Raw genomic sequence first — 26295 nt, forward strand, 5'->3', positions numbered from 1 at the left:
ACAATGAAATCACGCATTCTGAGGCTTCGCCGGTATGCAAAAAAATGCCTGCATTTGTCAGTTATCCCTGCCGTTTTCTGGGTCGGACAGGTGATGGCCGACCTGCCAAACGTCGAAACTTTACCTGGCGGCGGAGGCGGAGGCACTTACGGAACTTTCAAAAATTATATCAAGAACGGTTTATTGCTTCTTGGACTGGTCGTCTGCGCTATCGCCTTCCTGTCCGTAGCACATAACGCCATAACTTCATACCACGGTATCAAGGCACAAAAGAACACCTGGGGGGAGTTCCTGGCGTTTGTGGTAACAGGCATCGGCCTCATCCTGGGCGTAATTTACCTGTGCACTCAGGCTGCGCAGATTTTATAAGGAGCTGGTATGGCCGTCATCGACTTTCTGCCCGACAGACTCAATAACCCGCCCGTAGTATGGAAAGGCTTTACGTCCTCAGAATTTCTTCTGGCTGGCGTGGTCGGCATGATCGCCGGTATTCCTCTTGCCATTCCCTTATGTCTGGTGCCCTTTATAGGCTGGCTTGCATTTCCGACCTGCATTCTCCTTATGCCGCTTGTCGTTGTTTTCCTTGGCGGTCCGAGGCTTGCAGCCTATAAGCGAGGCAAACCTGACAACTATATCTGGCAGCGGCTTGAGCAAATCCGCTGCAGGCTGGGCCTGTCGCGTTCGATGATTCTGGCCAGCCGCGCCTGGGAGCTGCAGCGCACGTCCGCACGCGCTATGAGGAGGTCCACATGAGCCGGTTTCGTAACGGTATCACGGCGCGTGATAACCACATCATTTCCCTTAGGATTTTCTGCGTCCTGTTCTTTACCGGCATGCTGGTTACCTCAGTTGGCTGGATGCGGGCGCCCTCGGAGATGACCATCCACATCCCCCCCGACCTGCGCTCGGGCAGCACGCAGAAATGGTGGGTTATTCCGCCCTATTCGGTATATGCCTTCGCCTTCTATATCTTCCAGCAGCTCAACGCCTGGCCGACTAACGGTGAGGTGGACTATGCGGCGAAGATTGCCCAGCTCAGTCCTTACCTGACGCCGTCCTGCCAGGACTTCCTGAACAAGGACTACGAATTTCGCAAAAACAATGGCGAGCTCAAAGACCGCGTTCGAGTGGTTTTTGAAATTCCGCGTCGAGGCTACAACAAAAGCAGCGTCGACATTCTGGATGACGACCATTGGGTGGTAAGGCTCGATCTCGTTGCAGATGAGTGGTATCAGGGCCAGAAGGTCAAACGCGCCCTGGTACGCTATCCCCTGAAAGTCTTGCGCTGGGAAGGCGATCCGGAACGCAATCCGTTTCGTATGGCACTGGACTGCTATGCCTCAACACCTCAGCAACTGGAAGCCATTCCGCAGACCGTACCGGACAAACAGACGGGGTTATTTCAGTGATGAAAAGAGCTCTCATTTTTCTGTGCCTGCTACTGTCGTCCGGTCTGACACAGGCCGTTGAACTGATGAAGTGGGAACGTATCCCGCTCCAGATCCCGCTCACTGTAGGCCAGGAGCGCATTGTATTTGTAAATAAAAACGTCCGCGTAGGCTTCCCGCCAACGCTCAACGGCAAAGTACGTATTCAGAGCACCGGCGGCGCAGTGTATTTTGATGCAACCGAGGCATTTCCTGTAACGCGGATTGAGCTGCAGAACAAGGAAAACGGCGAAATCATCCTCATGGACGTCAGCGCCGTGCCCGGTAAAACGACCCGAGAACCCGTAAAACTGGTTTATGACGGTGAGCTGGCCACTGCAACGGCCAGTGACAGACAGACTGTAAGCGGCGATGCCGGCAGCAACAGCAGTAAAAACACAACTCCTGACGCGCAGGTTGAATCAGCACCGACACGTAAACAGCCAAAACTCGCCGCCCCGCTGCCGGTGGTGCTGACCCGCTATGCTGCGCAAAGCCTTTACGGACCGGTTCGGACCGTAGAACCAGTGCCGGGCATCAGTCCTGTATCGCTGAAGCTACCCTCACTGATTACCACGCTTATGCCCGGCGAGCCTGTTTCGGTCACGCCGATGGCGGCCTGGAGCCTCCTTGGTGACAGTATTGTGGCGCTACAGGTGCGGAACCGCTCAGCCGGCAAGGTGGTGCTAGATCCGCGTGAGTTGCAGGGTCAGTTCGAGACGGCGACCTTTCAGCACCGTTGGCTTGGTCGTGCCGGTACGCCCGAAGACACGACAGTTGTTTACCTGGTAATTCGCGGACGTCCTGAGGGCGCATTTATGGCTGAACCGCTCACTACCTCAGGCAAGCCAGGACGGAGGGCAAGGAATTGAGTAAGCCTCTCACGAATTCGATTGTAAAAATTGCCGCACCAGTAGTCCTCATTGCTGCTGTCTTTGTTGGCCTCAAATCCTGTTCAGGTCCAAAGACTTCAACGGCTGATTCGCAGGCAAGTACCAATGCAGCCTTAAAAAACATGACACCTGACGAGCTCAAGGCGCTTGGCGTTGAGGGCGATACCCCTCAGGACACCCTGCGCACAATAGTGGGTAACTTTAACCATATGAAGGAACGACTGGACACTTTGGCGGATGATAACAAAAAGCTAAAAGATGAAAACACGGAGCTGAAAAAGACCAACAGTAACGTTGACTCACAAATCAGCCAGGCTGTGGCCAGCGTCCGGGCAGATGAGGCTGCAAAAAGTTCAAAGCTGAGATCGGAGGTTTCAGATCTTAGCGGACAGGTCAGTCAGATGATGGAGCAGTTAAAAAGCGGGAGCACATCCACTACGAATAAAAGCGCTTCGCCGGGTAGTGATATTCCGATTGGTATGGGTTATGACGGTAACCCTTCCGGCGCAGCCGGCTACGCTGCACCCGTCTCGGACGGTCTGCAGTGGGTCGAACCTAAAGACGGCATCCCGGTGGATGCCAGCGGCAAACCCGTTACTGACAGCAATAAAAACAGCGCGACCGGCTTCTCGTTTGCCTCGTCATTCGGTGAAGCGGGTGACGTCGGTAAGCAGGCCGGCGCAGCGGTTTCCACAGCCGTCAGCCAGGCTGTGCCGGATGCGGTGAAACCCGTCGATCCGGTGTTTACGCTGCCGGAGAACTCCACGCTGGTCGGCAGTCGCGCCATGACGGCCCTGCTCGGCCGCGTTCCCATTGACGGTAAAGTCACCGATCCGTACCCGTTCAAGGTCATGTTAGGCAAAGACAACCTGACGGCCAACGGCATCGAGCTGCCGGACGTTCAGGGTGCCATCGTATCGGGTACGGCGACCGGCGACTGGACGCTGTCCTGTGTGCGGGGGTCCATTACCAGCATCACGTTTGTGTTCGCGGACGGCACGGTGCGCACGTTGCCGTCGCCGGACAGTCAGAACGGCGGCGGTAACAATCAGAATTCGCAGAACAGCAGCGGAAACGGCAATAACAGCATTGGCTGGATTTCAGATGACAACGGCATTCCCTGCATCTCCGGCACCCGTAAAAGCAACGCCTCTACCTATCTGCCGACTATCAGCCTGCTGGCCGGCGCGGCCGCTGCCGGCGATGCCCTTTCACAGAACCAGATGACGGGTCAGACCAACGCCATGGGCGGCGTGACGCAGACCCTGACCGGTGATGCGGGACAGGCCGTGCTGGGTAAATCGCTGTCCGGGAGCATGAAAGAAACCGTGGACTGGGTAAAACAGCGTTATGGCCAGACGTTTGACGCGATATACGTGCCGCCGGGTCAGACCGTTGCGCTGCACATTACCCGCCAGCTGGCGATCGACTATGAAGAAAAAGGCCGCAGGGTGAAGTATGACTTCAGCCTGGCAGGCTCAGGCACGGGGATGGACTGATGAAAAATGAACTAACAACCAGTAATTTAAATGATTATGTGCGGGCCTGTGAGGTCGGGCATCTGGCTGAAAGTGCTGGTCCCGTGGGCAATCCGGCGGCGGTGATGCAAAGGCTGATGAGGCTTGAGTGTGAAACAGTAGTGCGAGCTGCAGACGGTAAACTCCGTCATCCCGCATCCCTTTATAATGAACACCCAGCCCCGGAGGTGCCGGATGCGTCAGTGTAAACATCTGGCGGCGCTGGCAGTGGCTGGCCTGACCGCGCTGATGCTCAGCGGCTGCAGCACCTCCAAAGATGAAATGCTGCCCCCCGGTGACAGCACCATGCTGGAGCTCTGGAACAACGGCGCATCCACCACGCACGCCACCGCTGAAAGCCGCACCACGCTGCGCCGGCCGGTCTCCGACAGCGAACGCACGATCGGACAACAGACCCGGGACAGCTACAGCCGCACCCAGGAAAATGAAATTCAGCAGACGTTTCCGCGCCTGCCCAATCCGGACATGGTGATGTATGTGTTTCCGCATCTGGCCGACGGCAATACGCCGGTGCCGGGCTACAGTACCGTGTTCCCGTTTTACAGCCAGGTGCAGTATGCGCTGCCCGGCGAACGCACGGAGGCGCTGTAAATGGCCTTTCGTCTTTTTCGCCGCAGCCGCGAAGCGCAGACTGAACATCAGTACGGTCACGGACCGTTTTCGGTAGAGAGCCATGAGCCGATCACCCGCGACGGCCGGCTGACGCATGCCGATGAGTCAGGTCTTTATGCCACAGGCCCCTCCATCATTGACCACGTTCCCTGGGGAGAATACCTGCCGGAACACCAGTGCATTCTGCTCGACGACGGCATTTCGGTCGGTGCCGTGTATGAACTGACACCCGTTTCCACTGAAGGGCGCCCCGAATCTCGCCTGGAGCAAATCCGCGACGTGGTGGAAAATGCACTGCAGGACAGCATTCCCGAGCTGGACTCCCACCAGTGGGTGGTGCAGTTTTTCTGCCAGGATGACTCCGACCTGTCGGCGTACATGGATTCCATCCGGGGTTATGTCAGACCGCTTGCGCAGGGAACAGCATTTACTGAAGCCTGGCTGCGTGTACAGGAGCAACATCTGGAAAACGTCGCTTCTGAAAAAGGCCTGTTTGTGGATGAAACCGTGACCGGCGCGCCCTGGCGGGGACAAATCCGGCGCACGCGCATGGTGGTTTATCGCTGGGTGGAAAAGCCTTACCGCGACCCGATGGCGCCGGAGGTTCTACTGAGTCAGGTCTGCGGCCGTCTGACATCGGCAATGAGCGGTGCCGGCATCCATTCCTTGCGCCAGAACGGCGAGCAGATACACAGCTGGCTGCTGCGCTGGTTCAACCCGGCCCCTCAGTGGACGGACAAAGCCACGCTGTACCGCTGCGCCCGCCACCGCGACGACGCGCCCGGAGACCTGCCGCTGCTCAATGATTTCAGCGAAAGCCTGTGGTTCACCCGTCCCCGCAGCGATGCAGACAAGGGGATATGGTGGTTTGATAACGTTGCGCACAAAGCGGTGCCGGTCGCCCGACTTCGTACCCGCCCGCAGACAGGACACCTCACCGGTGAGGTAAAGCGCGGTGACAACATCAACGCCATTATGGATCTGCTGCCGGTAGGCACCGTGCTGGCTATGACGCTCGTCGTTCAGCCCCAGGACAGGCTTGAGGAGGATTTTTCCCGTCTCGGTAAGAGCTCAATGGGGGAAAACGTCGATTCCCTGCGGGCCCGCGAGGATGCCGCCACGGCCCGCACGTATCTGGGTAACAAGCACAAGCTGTACCGGGCGGCGATAACACTGCTGATTAAGGGTCAGGACGAGGATATCCTGAGCAAACGCTATCGTGAACTCAGTAGTCAACTACTGAACTGCGGGCTGGAGCCGGTCAATCCTGAACACGATATCGGTCCGCTCAGCACCTATATGCGGGCGCTGCCGATGTGCTTTAACCCGCAGCACGACCGCCACAACTGGTACACGCGCCTGATGTTTGTTCAGCACTTTGCCTGTATGGCACCGTTATACGGGCGTGACACCGGCACCGGTCATCATGGTCTGACCTTCTTCAACCGGGGCGGCGGTCCGCTGTCTGTCGACCCGCTGAATAAAGCGGACCGCACCCAGAACGCGCACCTGCTGCTGTTTGGCCCGACGGGAGCCGGCAAGTCTGCCACGGCGGTCGATAAGCTGTCGCAGATGTTAGCCATTTACCGTCCGCGTATTTTCCTGATCGAGGCGGGTAACAGCTTTGGACTTTTCGGTGATTACTGTGCTTCGCTCGGGCTCACAGTAAACCGAATCAGCATCAAGCCAGGAAAAAAAGTTTCGCTCGCCCCTTTTGCCGATTCGCACCTGTTGCTGGAGGTCAGCCCGAAAAAGCTTCTCATCGATGAAGATGAACTTACGGACATTTACGACGAAGATGAGGAAGATGATGATGAGCGTGACGTTCTTGGCGAGATGGAAATTGCCGCCCGGCTGATGATTACCGGCGGGGAAGCGGTTGAAGAGAGCAAGCTGTCCCGAGCCGACAGGTACATGATTCGCGAGGCCATTTTGACTGCCGCCCGCAAGGCTCATGCGGATTCCCGGCAGATGTTGCCCGAAGATCTGATGAATGAGCTGTATAACATTGCGCATGATGACAGTACAGGCGAAGACGGTCGGGCAAAGCGAACGGAGGCACGCCGCGCGCGCGCTGAAGAGATGTCAGAGGCGCTGGGTATGTTCACTGAAGGCTTTGAAGGTGAACTGTTTAATCAGCCGGGCACGCCCTGGCCTGAGGCTGACGTGACTATTGTCGACCTGGCGACACTTGCACGAGAAGGATATGAAGCCCAGATGGCCGTGGCGGTTATCTCCCTCCTGAACACCGTCAACAACATCGCAGAACGCGATCAGCATCTTGACAGGAACATCATCGTACCCATTGATGAGGGGCACATTATCACCACCAACCCGTTGCTCAGTCCTTTCGCCACTAAAATTGCCAAAATGTGGCGTAAGTTAGGCGCCTGGCTGTGGATATTTACTCAGAACCTTGCCGACTTCCCGGATACATCTGAAAAAATGCTCAACATGGCTGAGTGGTGGATTTGTCTGGTCATGCCGCCTAAAGAGGTGGAGCAGATTGCCCGCTTCAAGAAACTTGATGATGAGCAACGGTCCATGCTGCTTTCGGCCAAAAAACTTCCCCAAAAATATACCGAGGGCGTCATTCTTTCCGTTAACACGCAGGCCCTGTTCAGGGCCGTGCCGCCGAGCCTCTTTCTTGCGCTGGGCATGACGGAAAAAGATGAGAAAGCAGAACGCCGGGCCATTATGGACGAATTTAAGTGTACGGAACTTGAGGCCGTTTTCCACGTTGCACGTCGTTTTGACGAAAGCCGTGGTCTTATTCACTGACAGGGGATTGTATGAAAAAACTGACCATGGCTCCGCCACAGGTTGTCCAGGACAAGGCTTTAGTCGCCACTGTCATATTTACCGTCCCGCCGCAGGGGCTGGCATCGGTGGGCGAGACGGATAACCGCGCCATCGTGCAGCTCCGGGAGGAGATAGGTCAGCGCCTTGAGCATCCCTTGCTGGTATCGGTCTATCCCCATCGCGTCGGGCGCCGCAGCTGCACGGCCGTGCACCTGTCCGGTGCCAATAACAGGGTTCTGGATATTCTTATTACCGTCACGGGTAATACGCTATGGCCAACCGAGGGGGATTACAGGACCGGCATTCGCTGGAATATCTGTGTGCCCGATGCGACGGATATGCTCTGGGTGCTCAAGGAGATAGACCGCGCAACAGAAGCTGAGATGTGCCATTAAACAGGCCCTCCGTTATCGCCCGGCACCGGTGTGTGGTGTCGGGCGGGAACGGAGGCTGCGGGTGCGGGCGGCATAGAGCCCGCGGATGGTAAGATTTTGAAAAGTACAAATAGGATTTTATTCTCACACCCTGAACTGTTATATGCAAGAAGCTAAATAATTTTGTTATATATGAGGTGATGTATAATGATGACTCCAATTCCTTTTGGCCTGTTTGGTGTATATGCCCTATCGTTGCCTAGAGGGTTGGGGTTTGGTGACGATCCCCCTGTTAGCGCTTGGGGTAATCGTGATCACTTAACAGTCTGTGCACTAACTAAAAATTCTAATAGCGGAAAGCATGGCATTCTCATAATGCGTCGTCGTGAGGACGACGTATGGGCAGTCTTGCGTAGGGAATCAAATTCTTTTAGCGAAGGGGAAGCACTAACAATTATCCGTCAGGCGTGCGAAGAATCTGTATGTCGAGTTCCTCTACCTCCAGGAATTCGTAGGCGTGCTCCTCTATGGGATGTTAAGGGAATAGAGCCAAGTGGCATCTTCAAATTGCTCGGAGTACCCTATAGAGAGCGTGGGGCATGGATACTTAATCAATTGTATCTTGCAATGCCTAATCCTGACCCTCACTGGGCCAAAGAATGTCAGACAGATAACTTTCACACCCGCATATGGGAAGCTATGCTTTTGGGTAGTTTCCGTGAGCAAGGACTTTTCGTAGCTCAAGAACAACCTTCTCCTGATTTTCATGTAACGAACAGAGCGGGCGGAGAAGCTTGGATTGAAGCTGTAACAGTCAACCCTTCAGAGCGTTATGATCATGCCAGCGCAGGCGTTGCTCCGTTTCCTATAAATCGGCGTCAAAGAATTTTGGGAACAGCTGCGGAGCGATATGCTCGAACCCTCCGAAATAAATTGCGGAAGAATTATACAAGTTTGACTCATGTTGTAGGAAAACCTTTCGCCATTGCAATAGCGGACTTCCATGCTCCGGGTTCAATGATATGGAGTCGTGAGGCTCTCATTACTTATCTATATGGATTTTATGCCAGAGAGGTAACAATAGATGGAAAGGTTGAAGTTACTGCCGAAACCATTGATTATCTTTCAAGTGACCCCAAAATCCGCGCTGGTTTATTTTTCTCATCTGAAAATATAACACTTTCAGCTGTTATATTTTCTAATTCAGCAACCATATCCAAATTGAGTAGAGTGCCTATTTCTTTCGGTGGTGTTACCGAAGGATACCGCTATGTGAGAATTGGTGAGTTCGCTAACGATACTCATGGCGCTCTACGTGGTATTCCCTTCAGCATGGACGTGAACAGCGACGAATATCGTTGCTTATGGAAACCATATAGTTATGAACCTTGGTCTGCTGAGATTGAAGTTTTTCACAATCCTAATGCTCAAAACCCCATCAACCCTGCGCTTTTTCCAGAGGTAACTCACTGGCTGCCAGTAAATGGTGAGATAATTTGTAAACGCTATTTCAAACACGGCATCTTAAAAAGCCAAACCTTGATTCTACCTTCACATGTGCCAGTTCCCAGTGTAGATAGTCTCGTGTTTCGTGACACTTATGAATAAAACGATACCATGAGTTAATTGTGACCTTCGCTTCATGCCAGCAGCGCTCGTTTCAGCAACAATAGAATTGTTGCATAATGAAAAACTTGACGCTGCTACTGTTATAGTAAAGTTTGCGTTCTGGATGCAAGGTTACAACTCCCAATCTCAAATGTGTGCAAACCGAGGTTGTTAAGAGAAGACAGTACCCGCAGAGCGTGATTAATTAACTGTGTCTAGTTAATGGACTCAACATCAAAAAAATCTAGTAAAATTATTTATCAGCATTTATCATTTATCTTAAGTTAATTCCCCCCCCCCCTGCATTCCAAGTTACATGAAAAGGAATTTATATGCTTGAAAGAATTCATAAAATATCTAGCGTGGGTTTGTTTCGGGATATCCGCCCAGCAGGAATTTCCTTTAAGAAAATGACCTTCATCTATGCTGATAATGGTCGTGGAAAATCCACTCTGGCGTCTATTTTTCGCTCCTACAATGAATCGAATCCAGATATCGTTCGTTACAGGAAAACGATTGGGGAAGCAACCCCCCAAAATATTCACCTACAGTTTTCTAATGGAAATCAAGCTAGATTCGATAACTGTACTTGGAGTGGTAAGTATTCAGACGTGCACATTTTTGACTTAGATTTCGTTGACCGTAATGTTTACTCAGGCGGTGAAATCAACGCTCAGCACAGAAAGCGACTTCTGAGTTTTGCGCTTGGCAGTGATGCGGTAGCAGCTAGGGCTGAGTTCATTGATGCTTCAGCAAATGCCGAAGAAGCTAAAAGAGCTACCAGACTGGCAAGTGAAAAGCTTACAGTTCCCCGGGGGAATGTAACGCTTGCAAAATACATAAAACCTGTTATTGATGAGGGTATTGAGCAAAAAATTGAAACAGTCCTGTCGGAAATAGAGCTCTGCAAAAGAACAGATTCGATCCTCAATCGTCCGGGTTATTTTCAGTTACCGCTTTACACTCCCGATTTCAGTTCGTTGTTCTCAACACTAGCATTGAGTTATGACAGTCTTAGTGCGGGTGCAGAAGAGGCCGTCTGTGCGCACATTGAACATATCAATGTCGAAGGCTTTGAACGATGGGCTAGTAATGGCCTTGATTTTATTAAAGACGAACATTGTCCTTTTTGTACGCAAAGTCTTGAAGGCGTTGAATTGATACGTCACTATCGGGAACGGTTTAATCACGCCTATAAAGCTTTACTTAATCAGGTTACAGGCCTTGATAATGTTGTGTCGATCTCCATGCGTGTTTTCAACATGGACTTACTTAGGAGCAAAATTGAGCAGGCAAAATTAGTTACTGAAAACTGGAAAGATTGCATCCAGTTGAGCGTTAACCTCCCTGATTTCGATAAAATCACAACCAATTTGGGAGGTCTGCAGTCATTGTTGAGTTGCTTTACAGAAGCTAAGAAAAGCAATCCTCTTTCTGAGGCCCAAGGCGACTATGAAAAGCAAATCGCCGATGCAGTGACTGCAATCAATGATGAACTTTCTACTTTTAACACGGAAGTGGAAGCTGCCAATCTGGATATTCAGGCATATAAAGCGACGCTTGAAACTAAAAATGAAGAAACTCTGCGGTCTACATTATCCCAGCTAGAAGCAATCCGACTGCGCCTATCACCCGAGGTGGCAGGTTATATTTCTGATTATCAGACTGCCAAAGCAGCTGAAGTGACAGCCACTGAAATCAAGGAAGCTCGACGAGTTGACCTGAATTCAATCATGGACTCCACTCTCGGAAAGTACCAATCATCCATAAATGATTTATTGATAAGGTTTGGTGCAAGCTTTCGTATCACAGAAATTGATTATAACTATGCCGGTGGAGGAGAACCTAAATCTGAATATGCAATTGAACTTAGAGGGGAAAAGATTTCGCTAACGGGAGATGAATCTAGTTTCCGAAGCTCACTTAGTGAAGGAGACAAAAGGACGTTAGCCTTCGCTTTTTTCATATCTGTATTACTCCATGATGCCGACCTTGATAGAAAAGTTGTCGTGATTGATGATCCGATGTGTAGTCTGGACAATCATCGCAGGAACCATACAATCGCCTTGATTAAGCAGATTTATCTTCGTAGTCAACAGGTAATAATCTTGGCTCATGATCTGTTTTTTATCCGCACGATGCGGGATGAATTTCTGAAAATGCCTTCTACTCAAATACAGGACATTTCTGCATTACGTATCATCCATATTGCAGACGATTTTAGTGACTTGGACAAACTAAATATCGATTTAGAATGTGAATCTCCCTACTACAAAAATCACAGGCTGGTGAGTGGATTTGTCGATGGTACTCATCAGCATCTTCACGATACTGCAGTTGCAATCAGACCGCTTCTTGAAGGATATCTGCATCGACGTTTTCCCGGAAAAATTTCACCGGGAAATATGTTTGGGGAGGTAGTAACGCAGATTACACAAGCACAACCAAACGACCCGTTATTTTTCGCACAATCTCTTGTTGCTGAGTTGAATGAAATTAACAATTATGCTGGTCGCTATCATCACGATACGAACCCTCAAGCTTCATCAGAGCCCATCACGCCCGGTGAATTGAAATCTTATTCTGCACGAGCTTTGAAGGTTATTTATAGCGGCAATGTATGAGAGATAACTGTTCGGTCGTTCTCAATAATAAGTATGAACCGCACATTTCATAGTGAGCCCTCGTAGGGCTCACTGCGCAGTGAGTCCTACGCGTTGAAGCATGGTTATACCTAATTGAAGGTAAAGTTGCCATGAGCTGCAGAGTTTTTCCGATTTAATATCCATCTTTATATCGCTGCCGGACTTTATACAGTCGTTTCGATTCCGCGCGACGACCGTCAGGCGGTACACCTGCGGCCAAGTTAAGGCAGTGCTCACGCCGCCTGGCGATCAATTCTCTTTCTGCATCGTCACTGGAGCCATCCATTACTGCCAGCCACCGGCGTGCTGCGCGGTGCCATAGGCCGCGTTTTTCAAGTGATTCAGCAATGCTGTCTTCCAGTTTCATTGATTTTTTGCTCGTATTAATCAGCCTGATCGTACCCGCTATTCTTTCAGGCTCCCGTTATGACTTCTTCATTTAACCCTTAATCAGCATCAGGAAAATGGCTCTGAAACCACTACAGGAGCATTCTGATGCGACATCCCTTCGAACTCGACCCTGAAATCATTCACCACATCATCTACAGCCAGGCCGGATCAGTGGCCAAAGCCCTTATCGAACTCATCATGAACAGCGTCGATGCCGGCGCGGGCGCGGTCATCCTGGATATTACCCCGGAGGGCTTCACCTGCCGTGACGACGGTCATGGATTTGCGACACATGACGATGTTAAACGCTATTTTGGCCGCTTCGGAACGCCTCACCGTGAAGGCGATGCTACCTATGGCCGCTTTCGTCTGGGCCGTGGCCAGATTATGGCGCATGCCCGGACCGTCTGGCGCTCGCAGCGCTGGCAGATGGAGGTCGACACGCGGGTAATGGGTTATGAATATGAACTGACAGAACCCGGAGAGATTCAGGAAGGGTGTGCCATCAGTGGTGACTGGTATGAGTCGATGTCGACTCAGGAGCGTATGTCATGCATGCAGGAAATTCGTGATCTGGTGCGTTACACGCCCGTCTCGGTCAGCCTCAACGGCAAGGTGATTACGCGTAAACCGGAGCTGGAAAAATGGGACGCTGAGGATGACGCAGCCTGGTATCGGCTGCGGGAAGACGGCGCCGTGTCCATTTATAATCAGGGCGTGCTTGTCAGGCATGACCCGGGCCATAACTGGGGCGTTGGCGGCCTTATCGTGAGTAAAAAAGCCATTGCGCTCAATGTTTCGCGCACTGAGATTCTGCGCAAGAGCTGCACGGTCTGGAAGCAGATAGCAGCAAAATTCAGCGGGCTGGCTCAGGCCTTTTCTGATAATACCGGCAGCCACCGCAAAACCGAGTCCCGCCGTGAGAAAACCGCCCGGGCGCTGCTTGCCGGTGAGGGAGACCTGCAGACGCTGGTTAACGGTGAAGAGGTAATTACGCTGCTCCCGGGCAAACAGCACGTCACCCTGGAGCACTTCCTGCGCAAGTGCCGCCACTATCCGTCCGCCGTCGATAAAAACTGTTTTACTGTGGCTGAGTATGCACGGGACGTCCCGCGCGGGGAGCTCATTGCGCGTGCCGGCATCGCGCCGGTCATTCACCCGGTGACGCTGACGCGCTTTAACTGCGACGGCACGGATGATTTTATGGACTACATGCGTCGCGTACGCGACAACCTCATCGCGTACCGCGCACAGCTGCCGTCTTCCGGCCGCTGGGGAATGCCGTTCAGCTCAGAGCTGCAGCTCATTGATTTTGATACGCTCAGCGCGAACTTTGTCGACCGCACGCAGATGGTGAGTGAAACGACGCTGGATAAGGAAACCCGCAGGGCCTGGACGGCGCTGCGCTACTGCCTGGCCCAGTATGCCCGGGTGTGTTCGGGCGGCGAGCGCGGGAGCACCTCCCGGGCTTACGGCGGCGTGCGGTTCCAGATTCTGCTGGGCGAGTCGACGTCGGCCGACGCCTGGACGGACGGTGAGACGTACATCGCGTATAACACTGATATCGTGCGTCAGCTTAAAACCGAAGCGCTCAGAACGGCCAGTCGCCTTTTCAGCCTGACGGAGCACGAGGTGGCACATGAAGGTGACAGCATGGACTGCGGCCACGATGAGGGATTTTATCAGCGGTTTCACGATATCAGCACAGCGTGTGCAACTGATCGTCAGCATTTTATCCACGTCTGGCTGATGAAATACACGACCAGCCTTGAAGGTGCCGGTAAACGCGCGAAAGGCCAGGCGTGGAGTGAGCGTTACCTGGCTGAACGCGCCAGCACCGGTCGGGAAAGGAACGGCCTGCCCGGGATTATCAGTGCTGACAGCCTGGCTGATGACGTCGGGGCGGCTGTCGAACCGGAGGACGGTAACCTTCTGACCTTCCTTAATCAGCAGCTCGGAGTAGCGGGTACGCAGTCACCTGAATCCGGCAACTGGGCTGACGTAGTGGCTGCGGGGATCGAGGAGGCCGGCGTCGCTCGCGAACGCAGGGCTGAGGAGAGAAGAATTCACGAGGAGGAGTTGGAAGCTTACAAAGCATCGCCCGAATACCTGCAGCTTATAAAAGACCAGACCGAGTCTGAGCAGGAAGAGCGGGAGTTCATGGCGTCCAGCCGTCTTCGTTTACTTGAGTCTCTTCCCGGCGCAACCCCTGAAAACCTCACGCAGGAAATTTTAGAATATCTTGTCTACATCACAGATACAGATGAAGAGGAGCTGGATGCCTGGCAGCGAAAAACATGGGAACAGCCCGGCGGATACCGACCTCTGCCCGCAGCAGACGACAACGCCTCAGCTGTTCAAAAGTCTGAGGCCCGACCAAAAGACAGCATCCCTGAAAACTGGCAGCCGTACGTTAATGAGGGTGAGACGCGCGGAACGATTGAGCGCAATGCGGCCGCTGCGGGATTTTTATGGGAACTGGATTATCTTGAATGGCGACATTCAAACGAGACTGACAGTCACGAATGACTGATAAAAAAAGGGCCCCAGGGGCCCCAAAGTGAATTTGCTAATGATCATATTTGACATGCTCGCCTCTTGCATGGGCTCGCTTATTCTTTATCGTCAGCTGCTCAGGTTTCTTAAGGGTTTAATTATGAAACGTTACATTCTTTCACTGCCTGGAATTCACCCATGCAGAATTATGATTTCCGGTTTAAGAGTTAACTGCTGAACCTTACGCGCTAAAACCGCACCCTGAGGGCATCATTCACTCAGGGAGTGTTAGTCATGAAAATCCCCCTCTGCAGTCTTGCCGTCCTGTTCCTTAGCGCAGGTGCCCACGCCGGCACCGTGATTTACACCGACCATGCGCATCCTGTTACCGGCGAACTGAGCCCCGACGTCACCGTCACCGAGCTGGACGCACCCGACCGTCTCCAGGCTGAACTCTTTGGACCACTCTCCGCTAACCCGGCGCAAGCCGGGCAGCAGGCACGGGCCGTCATCGCCTCACCGGCGTTCCGCCAGAATCAGCAGGCCTTAGCGGCGAGCTATGCCGGTGTCGCACATGCCTGGTCGCTGGGGCTGGAAAAGGTTCCTGCCGTGGTGTTCGACGATAAATGGGTAGTGTACGGCACCACCGACGTCGCAGCTGCACGGGCGAAACTCGATGCCTGGCGGGAGAAACATCCGTGAACATGCGCCTGTCCCGTCCGCGCCGGCTGATGCTGGCCACGCTGTTTACCTGTACCGGCACGCTTGCCAGTGTGAACACCGCGAGCCTGGTCTCCAGCGCCATGAGCCCGGACTGTATAAGCTGGCGCATCAGCGGTATCTGCTACTGGCTGCTCTGCACCCCCTTTGGCTGCACGGTGAAAGCCTCGGTCAAAGTCACCCACTACATTCCGGAAGCGGTGGTGTCTGCCTACCTTAGTCCGGGTGACAATCCCTGGACCGAAATGTCAGCCGTGAGTGCCACGGCAGGCGGCGCTGAAAGCCTGGTATCCGGGGGTCTCGCCGGCGTGCCAGCTGGCGGTGGTCGTCAGGAGATGAAGGCTCCGGGCATGCGCAAACAGAACCTGCATTTCTACTACGGAGATGCGTATGGTCACCCGGCGACGTCGCTCATCGGCGGCATGGTGCCGGGCTACTCCTGCCGCTCAGCCGCCACGCCGTTCGTGCCTTATTTTGTGAGCGCCATGGACGCACTGGCCTGGCGAACGGGCATTCCTGAATCGTTCTATCCGGAAGCGCTGATTCCCGGAAAGCGTGAAATCGGGAATACGTTTGCCGGCGAGATGTGGGGCAACATTTATCCCCGCAGCGGCTTCGTGACGCAGACCAACAGCTACAAGTCAGCGGCCGTCGTGGTCCAGCGCGTGGCCGATATCATCACCCGCGAGGGACAGCTGCACGTCTACAACCCACTGGTTGGCCAGTGGTCGCCGGGCTACTGGCCACCTGACCCCGTTACCGAAAACACCGGCACAAACAACCACAAGTGGCAGCGGCTTTCGCCGCAGCTGTCGCAGAGCTGCGCGGTCTTTCCTGATACGGGTGGCCAGACGGCGGAAAGCGGCGACTACGCCTGGGCGCTCTGGCAGCCCTACAGCTGCTGTAAGCGACGTGGCCAGACCTTCCTTTACAGCACCGATTTTTCATAAGGACACACAGCATGATGAATTTCAGCGTTAAAAAACTGCGCGTGGCCACGGGCACGTTATTCCTTTCCCTGGCGATGCCGGCACTGGCCATCGATACCACGCTTTCCTCACAGGGTGCCGGCGTCAGCGGCGCCATTAACGACGGGCTGTTCTACTCCATCGGCGGCGGCTCGGTCATTTCGCCGCCCTCAACGCGCAGTAACATGTCAAGGCTCGGCCTGGACGGAGGCTGGAGCAGCGATTTGATGTGCGGCAACTTTGACCTGAAAACCACGGTCGGTAACCAGCTGAACGGCATCACCAGCGGATTTAAGGACCTCATGGGCAACGTCATTCAGGGTGCGACCGGCGCGGTGATGAGCATGCCGGCGATGGCCATTCAGCGTGCCAATCCGGGTCTGTATGAAATGCTTACCAACGGCGTGCTGCAGGCGGGCCTGAACTTCGACAAGGCCCAGATGAACTGTCAGAACATGTCGAAAAAGCTGGCCGACTACACCCTGGGCAGCAAGTGGCAGCAGGCGGCGGTGTCTGAAGAGTATAAAGATATCGTGGCATCGAGCGGCGGTGATGCGGTATCGAGCGACCAGAAACTGCAGAAGGCCACGGGCGAAGAGGGTGTGACCTGGGTCGGTGGCCAGAAACGCGGCGGCAAGGGACAGCCGGCGATTCAGCCCACGCGCGACCTGGCAAAAGCCGGCTACAACATGATGAACAGCCTGCCGGTTACCAGCAACAGCAGCGTAGGCTCATCCAGTTGCAACGGTACGGTCTGCCAGCGCTACAAATCCTCCGATGAAGCCGCTGCGGCCGTGGTGAAAGTCCTCGGCGACCGCTCAATCCGAACCTGCCGCGAAACCAGCGAATGCACCAGCGGCGGCGCGGATAACCAGCCGGGCAGCACCGTTGCTGGCACCGGCTTCTCGCCGGTACTGGAAGACGCCACCAAAACCAACCTGGAGCAGCTCAGCAAAATGGTTAACGGTCAGCTTCAGCCCACGGCCGATAATCTGGCCGCGCTCAAAACCGGCAGCCTTGTCGTCACGCGCGGCGTGATTCAGGCGCTGCGCGATGACTCGGACAGGGCCGCACTGGTGCAGCGACTGGCGGGTGAGCTGGCCATGGCTGACACGGTTGAGGCGGCACTCACCATGCGCCGCATGCTGACGACCGGTGAGTCTGAACCGAACGCGGCCGAACAGCCTGAGGCCATCGCCGAGGGTGACCGTCGCGTGGATGCGCTCGACCGCGAGCTGAACGCGCTGCGCAACGAAATGGAGCTGCGCAAATCCATCAGTAGCAACAGCCTGCTGACCACGCTTGAGCGTCAGGGCGAACGCAATCAGGACAACCAGCTGCAGCAGAAAGCCGGCAATCAGGACCAGGGCTTCAGCCAGATGGGCCAGCCCCAGCCAGGAGGCAACTGACATGAAGCGCAGATTCATGAGCGGCCTCACCGGCCGCATTTTTCTGATATTCCTCAGTACCGTTGTGGCCATGGCCGCGCTTTTTGGCCTGGCGTCGGTGTTCATGGCGTACGACCCCGACGGGCACCTTATTCAGAAGTGGCTTTACGACAGCCGCTGGGCCATGTTTGCCTGGCGACTGTGCATGTATGGTTTCATCGGCTGTGTCTGGATTATGAAGGTGCGACCGCGCCTACTGAAGCGCTGGCCGGAAGACGCAGCAACAGTAAAAAGTACAGAAATCTATGCCGTGCTTTTCGTTCTGGTCACGGAGTACGTGGCCTGGTCAAACGCGGTTCAGGGAGGCTGACATGACGGCGAACAGTTACCTGGAATACTTCCTCATCCTGTTTGGCTGGGTGCTCAATAACTCGATGTGGGGCATCCTCAGCAGCACCGGCCTGTTCGCGCTGCCGCTGGTTTTCAAGGTGCTCGGCGTGTGGCTGAAGGTGCGGGAGGAAGGGGCCGATGAGGGAAACAAAGGCGTTCTGGCGCTGCCGCGTATCGAGCACGCCATCTATGTCTCATTTCTGGTCATGCTGCTCTGCTGCGTTCCGCTGGTGCCGGTTGATATCAGCACGATCAAGTTTGATGATTCGCGGGCGAAACAGTGTGGCTTCATCGTGCCCACGCCGCAGAACTCCGGCTATAAAGGGCTCGTCAACGACTTCGACGGCCGCACGGCCGAGGTGCCGGTGTGGTGGTATCTGCTGCATATGATGTCGAAAGGCACCACGCAGGCAATGATTGCCTCCATTCCCTGCGGCACACAGCTGCGGCAGCTGCGCTTTGACGTGCAGAACACCAAACTGCGCGACCCGGTGGTGCTGCAGGAGGTCCAGGACTTTGCAAACCAGTGCTACTCCCGGGCCTACTTCAGGCTGAAGAACAGCAACAGCCAGCTGAGCGACGCCACCATTAACTCGGTCGGCTGGATTGGCAGCGACTATTTTCTCAACACCTCGGGTTATTACGACTATTATACGGCCATGACCCCCCGCAGCCAGTGGCCATACAGCAGCAGTCGTGACAGCGGCTATCCGGATACGGGCCAGGGTGGGTATCCGACGTGCAAAACCTGGTGGTCTGACGGCAGCAACGGGCTGCGTAAGCGTGTTCTGGCCAGCATCAGTGACGGCACGCGCATAGAGCTTCAGCGCCAGTTCCCGGGCAGTCAGTGGGAAGAACCAGCGCTGCGTTGGCTGGTTAGTCCCCGCAATGCCGGGCTGTCCGGTGATGGCACAACTTATGCAATTGGCAGCGCAGATAATACCAGCGGCGTGGTCGGTAACCTTACCCGGCTGACGTCAACAATTGGACTGGGTCTTAAACAAGCTGAAGCTCTGCCGGGCTTTGATGCTCTCAAGCAGGCGCTGCCGATGATACAGGCGCTGCTGCAGATGATGATCATTATCGTCATCCCCGTGCTGATGATGTTCAGTGCCTATGAACCCAAAACAGTTGTGACAATTTCGTTTGCGCTGTTTGCGCTGCAGTTCATCACGTTCTGGTGGGCACTGGCAGGCTGGCTGGATGACCGACTTATCACCATTCTCTACAACAACATGGCTGACCAGGGACTCACGAGCTCGGTTCCTTTTGCCAATTTCATGAGCTCAACTAATGACGGCTGGATTATGAACCTGGTGCTGGGAATGATGTACTTGGTTTTTCCAGCATTTTGGTTAGGTATGCTAAGTTGGGCAGGAGTTCGAATTGGGGGGATCATCGATTCAGCGATGAGTGCTGCATCTAAAATGCCACAGCAAGCCGGAAGCGATGGGGGTAAAGCTGCAGTGGACACAGTTAAAACAATTGGGACAAAGGGCAAGGCTTGACTAAAAACAGGTTAAATCAGCATCTTTAAACGATGCTGATTTAATCTTTGATACCACTACGATAGTAACCATAGCCCTGAGGGCCATTCCTCCATCCGTCAGAAGCACCTGAAAGAGGCTCATGTGCATCTTCAATACTCACAGACTGGGTTTTTGTAGGTATCTTGGAGGCAATAATCGCTGTTGCCCCCAAACAACCTAAAGCCACATCGAGCGTTCCTAAAACTGCGTTTTTACCTAACTCTTTATAATCTTTCTTGCTCATGTGGAATTTACTCCTCTTACGGGAACAAATTTCCTCAAGATCTTTTGGATCGAAGCCATCTTTACTCATAACAACACCTTTATAATGCTATATAAGCACCAAAAAGTTGAACATAGCTACCCATAACCTTCAGTACCCAGGTTACTTTAAATTGCCCTCATTGGCAAATTTTTAAACAACCAAGCGGACTAACCGCGCCATAAGTTATATACGCATAAATTTATATATTAATCAAATGGTTAGATTCATCTTGAGCACCTTGGCGTTTCAGAATAAATTAACCCCCTGAATCCTTCTTAACGAGGTAACTATGTTCAGCAGTTTTATAAAACCTTACGTGCTTTTTTGTTATAGCGCCACTTATAGCATTCTTCAGATATTAGATGGTACAGGTTTAATATCAACTATTAGTTACGGTACAAGCCTCCAAAGCCCCTTTGCTACTCTAATATTTTCAGCGGATGTGCAGGCCCGTAGTCTTTTGCCTTTGATAATTATCAGCATGATAATTATTGTTTGTATATTTATACTGGCTGCATTTGTTTATGGTCATTTCAAAGGAATGGCTTTATGTATTTTCCTTCTATTGTTACCCGGCATACTATCAATTTCCGGGCACTTTCCAGACATAAGGTGGCTTCCATTTTATTACAGTCTTGGTGGCGGCGATGAGGTCGGCAGCCCTACAGGAATTAGTTGCCTCATTATTTCTGGAATGATTTTAGGATGGGCTATTTTCATCTTGGTACAGTATGCAATTAATGCAGGAGAAAAGTTCAGAACTATACTCGATATAATGCTTATACTAACTGCCTCTGCCAATGGAATATTTTGGGTGCATGATAAAGAAGTTGGTGGTATCAATTCCTTATATCAAGAAACCAGTGCAGACATGAACAAAGCAAGCTCATATCTTTTGAAACAAGTTGAGTATTACGATGAGCAATGCAGTAGTGGCTTAGTTAAAAGTAAAAGCTCTTGCCATTGGGCATCAGAAATTCAGTCACATCTGAAAGATTATGCTTATGCTTCTCCTGAGTATCTCATTCGATTCACCCCAAGTAGCATTATAGATTTTTATAAACCCTACGACATGCCAGAAAGTGAGGTTGATGAAATCCGAAATGAGATCTCCAAATTCAACGAAATTACTTGTCCTGAAATACAATTGGGGCAAGGAGTTTCAAAAATGGCTTCATCATCGAGATTATGTCAGGAAACTCCTCAGCAATTCTGCAATGCAATTATTGAAAATAGATTCATGGAAGTTGCTTCAGGAGAGGTTGCGGTTGCAAGTGAGTGCATTTTCTCATCAATGCTCAGAAACAAGAAAATTTTAACTAAACAGAATTCAGAACTTAATGAGTCATCTCATAGTAACAACTTTCGCTGGTTATGGTTTATTCTTCTCTCAATTTTCCTTGGAGGGAAAGTTGCAGCTTTAATGTATAAAATTAAGAAGTAAAGTAGCAAAAACCTGAGGAATTTGAAAGCACCTCAAAAGTCAAATTACAAGCCTTCTGGTCCTTAAAAGGCTTGTATTTGGACTAAGAGTTAAACATATCTCCACGTAAAACTTTCTTGAAATTTATAGCTATCTCGATCTAACATCTCCGTGTTGTACCGTTGCTTTCGCAACACGCCAATGTCCCGGTAATCTGAGAGGGACGCCTTCGGGTGATTGCACTGCCAAAACCGTCATGACCTGAGAGACGGAGCCTTCGGGCGGTAACTTCGTTTAACCTTTGAGAACGAAGATCGCGTTGCGATAAAGGTCCTTTCTTTTTACAAAGCCATTTCTGGCATTTTCTGATAACGGTTTCGGCCGTCTCTCTTCCACTTTTCTTTACGCATTGACGCTGAAGAGCTGCTGCGAACTTTGCAACGCGGGTATGACCATTTGGAACATTTGGGCATCTTCCACGTTTGCATTTAAAGCAGAGGAGCGCGGCGTCACTTGTGTACGAGTGAAACGAGTACCAAGTGACGCGCGCAGCGCATAACGATCAGCGCTTACGCACTGTACCTTCAACGTCATGATTACCAACTGACCAACACGTATTGAAGGACTTCTGACGTCCTAAAGACGTTTTTCCTCTCATCACTGATTTACTTTCAACCTATCGTTCATTCACTTTTTGAAGCATTGAACGTCATTTAAATAAGGAGAAATCGGCACGACATCGATGGCGACACCAGACAGCTGGTGTGTGGAGGCAGACTGATTCATTTCAGCCCGGCGAAAGCCGCGAACAGGTCAGAGACCTGGGGAGCCTTGCAATAACTCAACATTTCGCCGCCCCGATGCACAGATGTCTGCCGAGACGCAGGAAGCGCAAAATGAACCGTGCCGTCGGGGTGAAATTCCATCGTCTGTAATCACTGTGCAGCCGGTGACAGAACTTTTCCGTTCACACGGACGGAAAAGCTCTGTCACCTCATTGAATGGAGCGTGGTCTGTGGCAAAGCTGAATAAAAATTTAAAGACCCTTGCCCGCCAGGCGGGCGGAAGTTTTAAAACTGTATCTGACCGTACAAAAATTGCTGACCGGTTTGCTGACAGAATGATCAGTCTTAACATTCAAATTCGGGATATTAAAAACATAAAGACAAATCATATAGAAACATATATTCGTAGTCGTTTGGCGGAAAATATATCAAAACGTACGCTTCAAAATGAGATGGCGGCGATACGCGCTATACTGCGTGTATCGGGTAAAACCTTTATGGCTGATCCAGCTCATCCGAAGTTGAACAATGATGCTTTGAATATCTCTGGTACAAGCCGCGACGGAACTAAGGTTGCAATAACTGATGACTATTTCCAGCAGGTTTTTGCATCTGTTAGTGAAAAGGATGAGGGCGTCGCCTGTGCAATGAAACTTTCACGGCTTTTAGGTTTACGAACAGAAGAAACTGTACAGTCTGTAAAATCGCTTCAGACATGGAAAAAAGCACTGCAGAATGGTGATGAAAAAGTTCGCGTTGTATTTGGCACGAAAGGAGGGCGACCGAGAGATACCACAATCATAAACCGGGCTGAAACTATTGACGCCATTAACAGAGCAATAAATTATTCTGCTGAGAATAACGGAAAGCTTATCGATAAGCCATCTATTCATCTGGCAATTGAACGATACAGGAATATCGTCCGTGAGGCAGGGCTTGTTGGAGAGTTTGCCCCTCATAGTCTCAGATACGCTTACACTCAGGACGTTCTTAAGTTGCATAGGTATAGAGGTTTTAGCCAGAAGGAGGCTGAGGCACTTACTTCTATGGATCTAGGTCATGGGGATGGACGCGGGCACTATATATCTCGTGTTTATAATAAAGTAAGAATGTAGTGGCTTAAAAAAACCATATTTATCATTCACTTAATTAAGGTATAAAATCTTACCTATAGAGAGCTGGTTAAAAAATGCTCATCGAAACATCCGATACGTGTTAGTAGCTTAAATTTTGGACACCATGCATTTGCAACCAAGTAAGAGTGATTTGAAAATATAAAGCATCTTCACAATATTTCTTTAACGATCCTTATGGATTACAATTGTTCTTTGAAGTTGTATAGCCACCATGCTGTAAAAATTAAAAGGATATTATAATGAGCTTCATCCAATCACCCACTGATTTCTCACAAGGTTTCAATACAAATACTGATATCTTCACAAGAATAAACCTATTCCGTAATCTTATAAATTTGTGCGACAATTCCCCGGAGGAAAATTTAGTAATTGCTTTGGATGATCAATGGGGAGAAGGGAAAACAAGTTTTGTTAAAATGATGAAAGGTCAAATTGAAAAAGATTATTCAGATAAATTTAACGCGATATATTTTGACGCTTTTGAGTGCGATTATCACTCCGACCCATTCATTTCAATTAGTGCAGAATTTTATTCGCTTATCAACAAGCCAGAAAGTAAGTTAGATGGCTTTAAAGATACTTTTATAAATATCACCAAGAGAGTTGGTGCCGCCGCATTAATTGGGGGGTTAAAGGCCGTTATTAATACAACATCTGCTGGATTAATAAGTGGCGACAAGTTGGTTGATGCTACTGTTAATGCTGGTAAGGATATTTCTGATAATTTAACTGGTAGTTTAGAAGAGTATATTAAAAAGAAAATAACGACGGCTAGTGAGGAAAAAGAGGATATTTCTAAATTTAGAGAAATCCTTTCAAAAATGCATGAAGAATCAAATAAAAAAACGATATTCATCATCGATGAGCTTGATAGGGCCAGGCCGGATTACTCCCTTGATCTTCTTGAAAAAATAAAGCACCTCTTCTCTGTAAAAGGTGTCATATTTATATTGGTGATGAATCGAACTCAGTTTGAAAAATGCATTGAAAAGCGGTACGGCAACATAGACTCAAGAATGTATCTCAATAAGTTTATAAATTTTTTCTTTACACTGCCAAAAATAAAACAGCATGATATAACCCGAGTAAATTATTATACAAAGACAACAATATATAGTTACATGAGCAGATTGTTATCTTCGAATAATGTTATAGAGGTGGGCGGTGTTATTCATAAAACCCTTTGCTATCTTTTGGATGTAAATGGATGCTCTCTAAGAGAATGTGAAAGATGTTTATCTTTATTAAGCATTTTCAAACCCTCTACAGGCTTTATTAATTATTACAATGAGTATTCATCCTCACTTGCATTTGTGATCTTCTTAAAGGTTTACAATCCAAAGCTACTAGATTCTTTTATAGAAAAAACTACAGACTTCAAAACAGTTACAAGCAAGATAAATATATTTAATAACTCGACGGTGCATTTGCCAGAAGTGGATATCCTGCTTAAAACAATTAATTACCATTATCTAACTGAAGAAGAATTAAAGAAACCTGAGTACGCGGGTGTGTATCCCAATTTAACATTAGGTGGTCCTGATCTTAGCCCGTTTGTATACTTTGATTCAAATCTAAAGAACTTCACTTTAGAATAATTTAATTTTTTTATCTTAAAAATAAACCCCGTCAATCCGGGGTTTGAACTCATTTCAAAAATAATTTGGTTATGTACTTGTCCGAGTGTTTAGCTTGCAGTACGATATTTCTGCTTACTGTTGTCTCTATGACAACTGCTAATGTTCCGGTGATTTGAGAGGAACGCCTTCGGGTAATCACATGCCAATGTCATCATTACCTGAGAGATGACGCTTTCGGGCGGTAACAAATCTGTTTAACCTTTGAAAACAGAGACCCCTACGGTTAAGGTCCTTTTCTACTTCGCACCACACTCCCATACACCTGTTTTACTCATCTGGCATTTTGTGCCTGATTCTCACTCCTGAGGGATACTTTCCCTCCGGGACGGTTCCCTTTTTATTAAGGAATCGTACCCATGCATTACACCAGAATGATCAACCCTCTCACGTTACTGAACTGTGATTCGCCGGCTTCTGCAAAAATCATGGTGGATTACGTCAAAACTCAGCTTAACGTTCGTCTGGATTACAGACTCATGGTCGATGCAGATCCACAGGTTCCTGCTGACGGCCTTCCGGACTACCTGACTTTTCTGAGACATGTCGCGCTCACAGTTGGTTTTGCAACAGAGCATGGCTACATCAGACATGCCTTTACCGAAGAGGCAGTGAACGAGCTTACTCTCCTTGGGACAAGTGTTCACCGCCTTCACTGGAATGCGGCTTTTCATGAGGGCGCTATCCGGTCTCGCGAGGATAAAGAGCTGGACAACGCTACAGAGCAATTGCGCGCAATGTTTTATCAGAGCGCTAATGCTTCTGACATCGTCTGACCGCTTTATTCACCTAATAGCTTCTCACCCTGTCGGGACTTCTGTCCCCGTCAGGGGCAGGGTTCCTCAATTTTTAAGGAATTCTTTATGAACGCATTAACTCTTACCGAAGATTTTCAAATCAGTGCCAGCGAACGTGACGCTTACAAAGTTGCACTGGCCAAAGCAGAAGGTGACCTGCTGATTATTGCAGCGCATCGTCGCCTTGGTCTTCACACCAGTACCGATGAAGATGGTTCTCCATACTACGTTTGTGAAATGGCTCATGTCGCACAAGACCTTGCCGAGCTGTCTGTACGCGAACTCGTGCCTGCATCCTGGCAGTCTTTCTTTGAAAGCCTCTGCCTCATGGCCAGAGACATTGATGAAGCAGCCTGGACGTTTTTTTTCGGCATTGCCGTAAAATACGAACACGGCCGGATGTATGACGAACGCTAATGGCAGCGTTAAAGCGAATGCTGAACGGACTGCTGTCTATTTACCCTTGCGGGAT

At 50.8% G+C, this 26295-nt stretch carries 24 protein-coding genes; 22 read left to right on the plus strand and 2 right to left on the minus strand.

Features of this window, described 5'->3' with window-relative positions:
- Positions 1-3: 3 nt before the first annotated feature.
- The 11 genes from NYE92_RS16855 to NYE92_RS16905 all read left to right on the plus strand — a co-directional run bounded on the left by NYE92_RS16855 (position 4) and on the right by NYE92_RS16905 (position 11878).
- Entirely contained in the window at positions 4-369 is a 366-nt protein-coding gene (locus tag NYE92_RS16855; RefSeq protein WP_024472512.1) for a TIGR03745 family integrating conjugative element membrane protein, read from the plus strand.
- Between the two features lie 9 nt (positions 370-378).
- Positions 379-753, plus strand: coding sequence for a TIGR03750 family conjugal transfer protein (locus NYE92_RS16860; protein WP_259019216.1), 375 nt, complete (start codon positions 379-381; stop codon positions 751-753).
- Positions 750-1409, plus strand: a complete 660-nt coding sequence (locus NYE92_RS16865) for a PFL_4703 family integrating conjugative element protein (RefSeq protein ID WP_024472514.1) — start codon at positions 750-752, stop codon at positions 1407-1409. The genes NYE92_RS16860 and NYE92_RS16865 overlap by 4 nt, the downstream gene beginning before the upstream one ends.
- Positions 1409-2299: a TIGR03749 family integrating conjugative element protein gene (locus tag NYE92_RS16870; protein ID WP_259019217.1), complete on the plus strand. Its 891-nt coding sequence runs from the start codon at positions 1409-1411 to the stop codon at positions 2297-2299. Before NYE92_RS16865 ends, NYE92_RS16870 begins: the two co-directional genes overlap by 1 nt.
- Complete coding sequence (locus NYE92_RS16875) at positions 2296-3819, plus strand: TIGR03752 family integrating conjugative element protein (RefSeq protein ID WP_259019218.1); 1524 nt, start codon at positions 2296-2298, stop codon at positions 3817-3819. Before NYE92_RS16870 ends, NYE92_RS16875 begins: the two co-directional genes overlap by 4 nt.
- Entirely contained in the window at positions 3819-4046 is a 228-nt protein-coding gene (locus NYE92_RS16880) for a hypothetical protein (protein ID WP_259019219.1), read from the plus strand. Before NYE92_RS16875 ends, NYE92_RS16880 begins: the two co-directional genes overlap by 1 nt.
- On the plus strand, positions 4033-4449 hold the full coding sequence (locus NYE92_RS16885) for a TIGR03751 family conjugal transfer lipoprotein (protein WP_228225415.1): 417 nt from the start codon (positions 4033-4035) through the stop codon (positions 4447-4449). The genes NYE92_RS16880 and NYE92_RS16885 overlap by 14 nt, the downstream gene beginning before the upstream one ends.
- Positions 4450-7251, plus strand: a complete 2802-nt coding sequence (locus NYE92_RS16890) for a conjugative transfer ATPase (protein ID WP_259019221.1) — start codon at positions 4450-4452, stop codon at positions 7249-7251.
- 11 nt (positions 7252-7262) lie between these two features.
- A complete protein-coding gene (locus tag NYE92_RS16895) occupies positions 7263-7667 on the plus strand; it encodes a hypothetical protein (protein ID WP_259019222.1) in 405 nt (134 codons plus the stop codon).
- Between the two features lie 186 nt (positions 7668-7853).
- Positions 7854-9254: a hypothetical protein gene (locus NYE92_RS16900; RefSeq protein WP_259019223.1), complete on the plus strand. Its 1401-nt coding sequence runs from the start codon at positions 7854-7856 to the stop codon at positions 9252-9254.
- Positions 9255-9586: 332 nt separating this feature from the next.
- Positions 9587-11878 (plus strand): AAA family ATPase, encoded by a 2292-nt coding sequence (locus NYE92_RS16905; protein WP_259019224.1) that lies wholly within the window; start codon positions 9587-9589, stop codon positions 11876-11878.
- 154 nt (positions 11879-12032) lie between these two features.
- On the opposite strand, the gene NYE92_RS16910 is transcribed toward NYE92_RS16905, so the two are convergent.
- The gene (locus NYE92_RS16910) at positions 12033-12266 is read right to left on the minus strand and encodes a PerC family transcriptional regulator (protein ID WP_259019225.1); all 234 of its coding nucleotides are present in this window, start codon (positions 12264-12266) and stop codon (positions 12033-12035) included.
- 128 nt (positions 12267-12394) lie between these two features.
- Here NYE92_RS16910 and NYE92_RS16915 point away from each other — a divergent pair, with 128 nt between their 5' ends.
- The 6 genes from NYE92_RS16915 to NYE92_RS16940 all read left to right on the plus strand — a co-directional run bounded on the left by NYE92_RS16915 (position 12395) and on the right by NYE92_RS16940 (position 19759).
- Positions 12395-14818: an ATP-binding protein gene (locus NYE92_RS16915; protein ID WP_259019226.1), complete on the plus strand. Its 2424-nt coding sequence runs from the start codon at positions 12395-12397 to the stop codon at positions 14816-14818.
- A 261-nt stretch (positions 14819-15079) separates the two neighbouring features.
- A complete protein-coding gene (locus tag NYE92_RS16920; protein ID WP_259019227.1) occupies positions 15080-15487 on the plus strand; it encodes a TIGR03757 family integrating conjugative element protein in 408 nt (135 codons plus the stop codon).
- Positions 15488-15489: 2 nt separating this feature from the next.
- A complete protein-coding gene (locus NYE92_RS16925) occupies positions 15490-16455 on the plus strand; it encodes a TIGR03756 family integrating conjugative element protein (protein ID WP_409035027.1) in 966 nt (321 codons plus the stop codon).
- A gap of 74 nt (positions 16456-16529) precedes the next feature.
- Positions 16530-17882, plus strand: a complete 1353-nt coding sequence (locus NYE92_RS16930) for an integrating conjugative element protein (RefSeq protein WP_409035028.1) — start codon at positions 16530-16532, stop codon at positions 17880-17882.
- 1 nt (position 17883) lies between these two features.
- Complete coding sequence (locus NYE92_RS16935) at positions 17884-18231, plus strand: hypothetical protein (RefSeq protein ID WP_259019230.1); 348 nt, start codon at positions 17884-17886, stop codon at positions 18229-18231.
- A 1-nt stretch (position 18232) separates the two neighbouring features.
- Complete coding sequence (locus NYE92_RS16940) at positions 18233-19759, plus strand: conjugal transfer protein TraG N-terminal domain-containing protein (protein ID WP_259019232.1); 1527 nt, start codon at positions 18233-18235, stop codon at positions 19757-19759.
- A gap of 40 nt (positions 19760-19799) precedes the next feature.
- Here the strand turns inward: NYE92_RS16940 and NYE92_RS16945 are convergent, their stop codons facing one another.
- Positions 19800-20093 carry a hypothetical protein gene (locus tag NYE92_RS16945; RefSeq protein WP_024472562.1) on the minus strand — a complete coding sequence of 98 codons (294 nt, stop codon included), beginning with the start codon at positions 20091-20093 and terminating at the stop codon, positions 19800-19802.
- A 241-nt stretch (positions 20094-20334) separates the two neighbouring features.
- Here NYE92_RS16945 and NYE92_RS16950 point away from each other — a divergent pair, with 241 nt between their 5' ends.
- The 5 genes from NYE92_RS16950 to NYE92_RS16970 all read left to right on the plus strand — a co-directional run bounded on the left by NYE92_RS16950 (position 20335) and on the right by NYE92_RS16970 (position 26240).
- Entirely contained in the window at positions 20335-21489 is a 1155-nt protein-coding gene (locus NYE92_RS16950) for a hypothetical protein (protein ID WP_259019233.1), read from the plus strand.
- 994 nt (positions 21490-22483) lie between these two features.
- The gene (locus NYE92_RS16955) at positions 22484-23368 is read left to right on the plus strand and encodes an integrase domain-containing protein (RefSeq protein WP_259019234.1); all 885 of its coding nucleotides are present in this window, start codon (positions 22484-22486) and stop codon (positions 23366-23368) included.
- Positions 23369-23628: 260 nt separating this feature from the next.
- Positions 23629-24987 carry a KAP family NTPase gene (locus tag NYE92_RS16960; protein ID WP_259019235.1) on the plus strand — a complete coding sequence of 453 codons (1359 nt, stop codon included), beginning with the start codon at positions 23629-23631 and terminating at the stop codon, positions 24985-24987.
- 398 nt (positions 24988-25385) lie between these two features.
- Positions 25386-25802, plus strand: coding sequence for a hypothetical protein (locus NYE92_RS16965; protein WP_259019236.1), 417 nt, complete (start codon positions 25386-25388; stop codon positions 25800-25802).
- A gap of 87 nt (positions 25803-25889) precedes the next feature.
- A complete protein-coding gene (locus NYE92_RS16970; protein WP_259019238.1) occupies positions 25890-26240 on the plus strand; it encodes a hypothetical protein in 351 nt (116 codons plus the stop codon).
- The last annotated feature ends 55 nt before the right edge of the window (positions 26241-26295 follow it).

The organism is Pantoea sp. B566, from assembly GCF_024793925.1.
GTDB classification, from domain to species: domain Bacteria; phylum Pseudomonadota; class Gammaproteobacteria; order Enterobacterales; family Enterobacteriaceae; genus Pantoea; species Pantoea ananatis.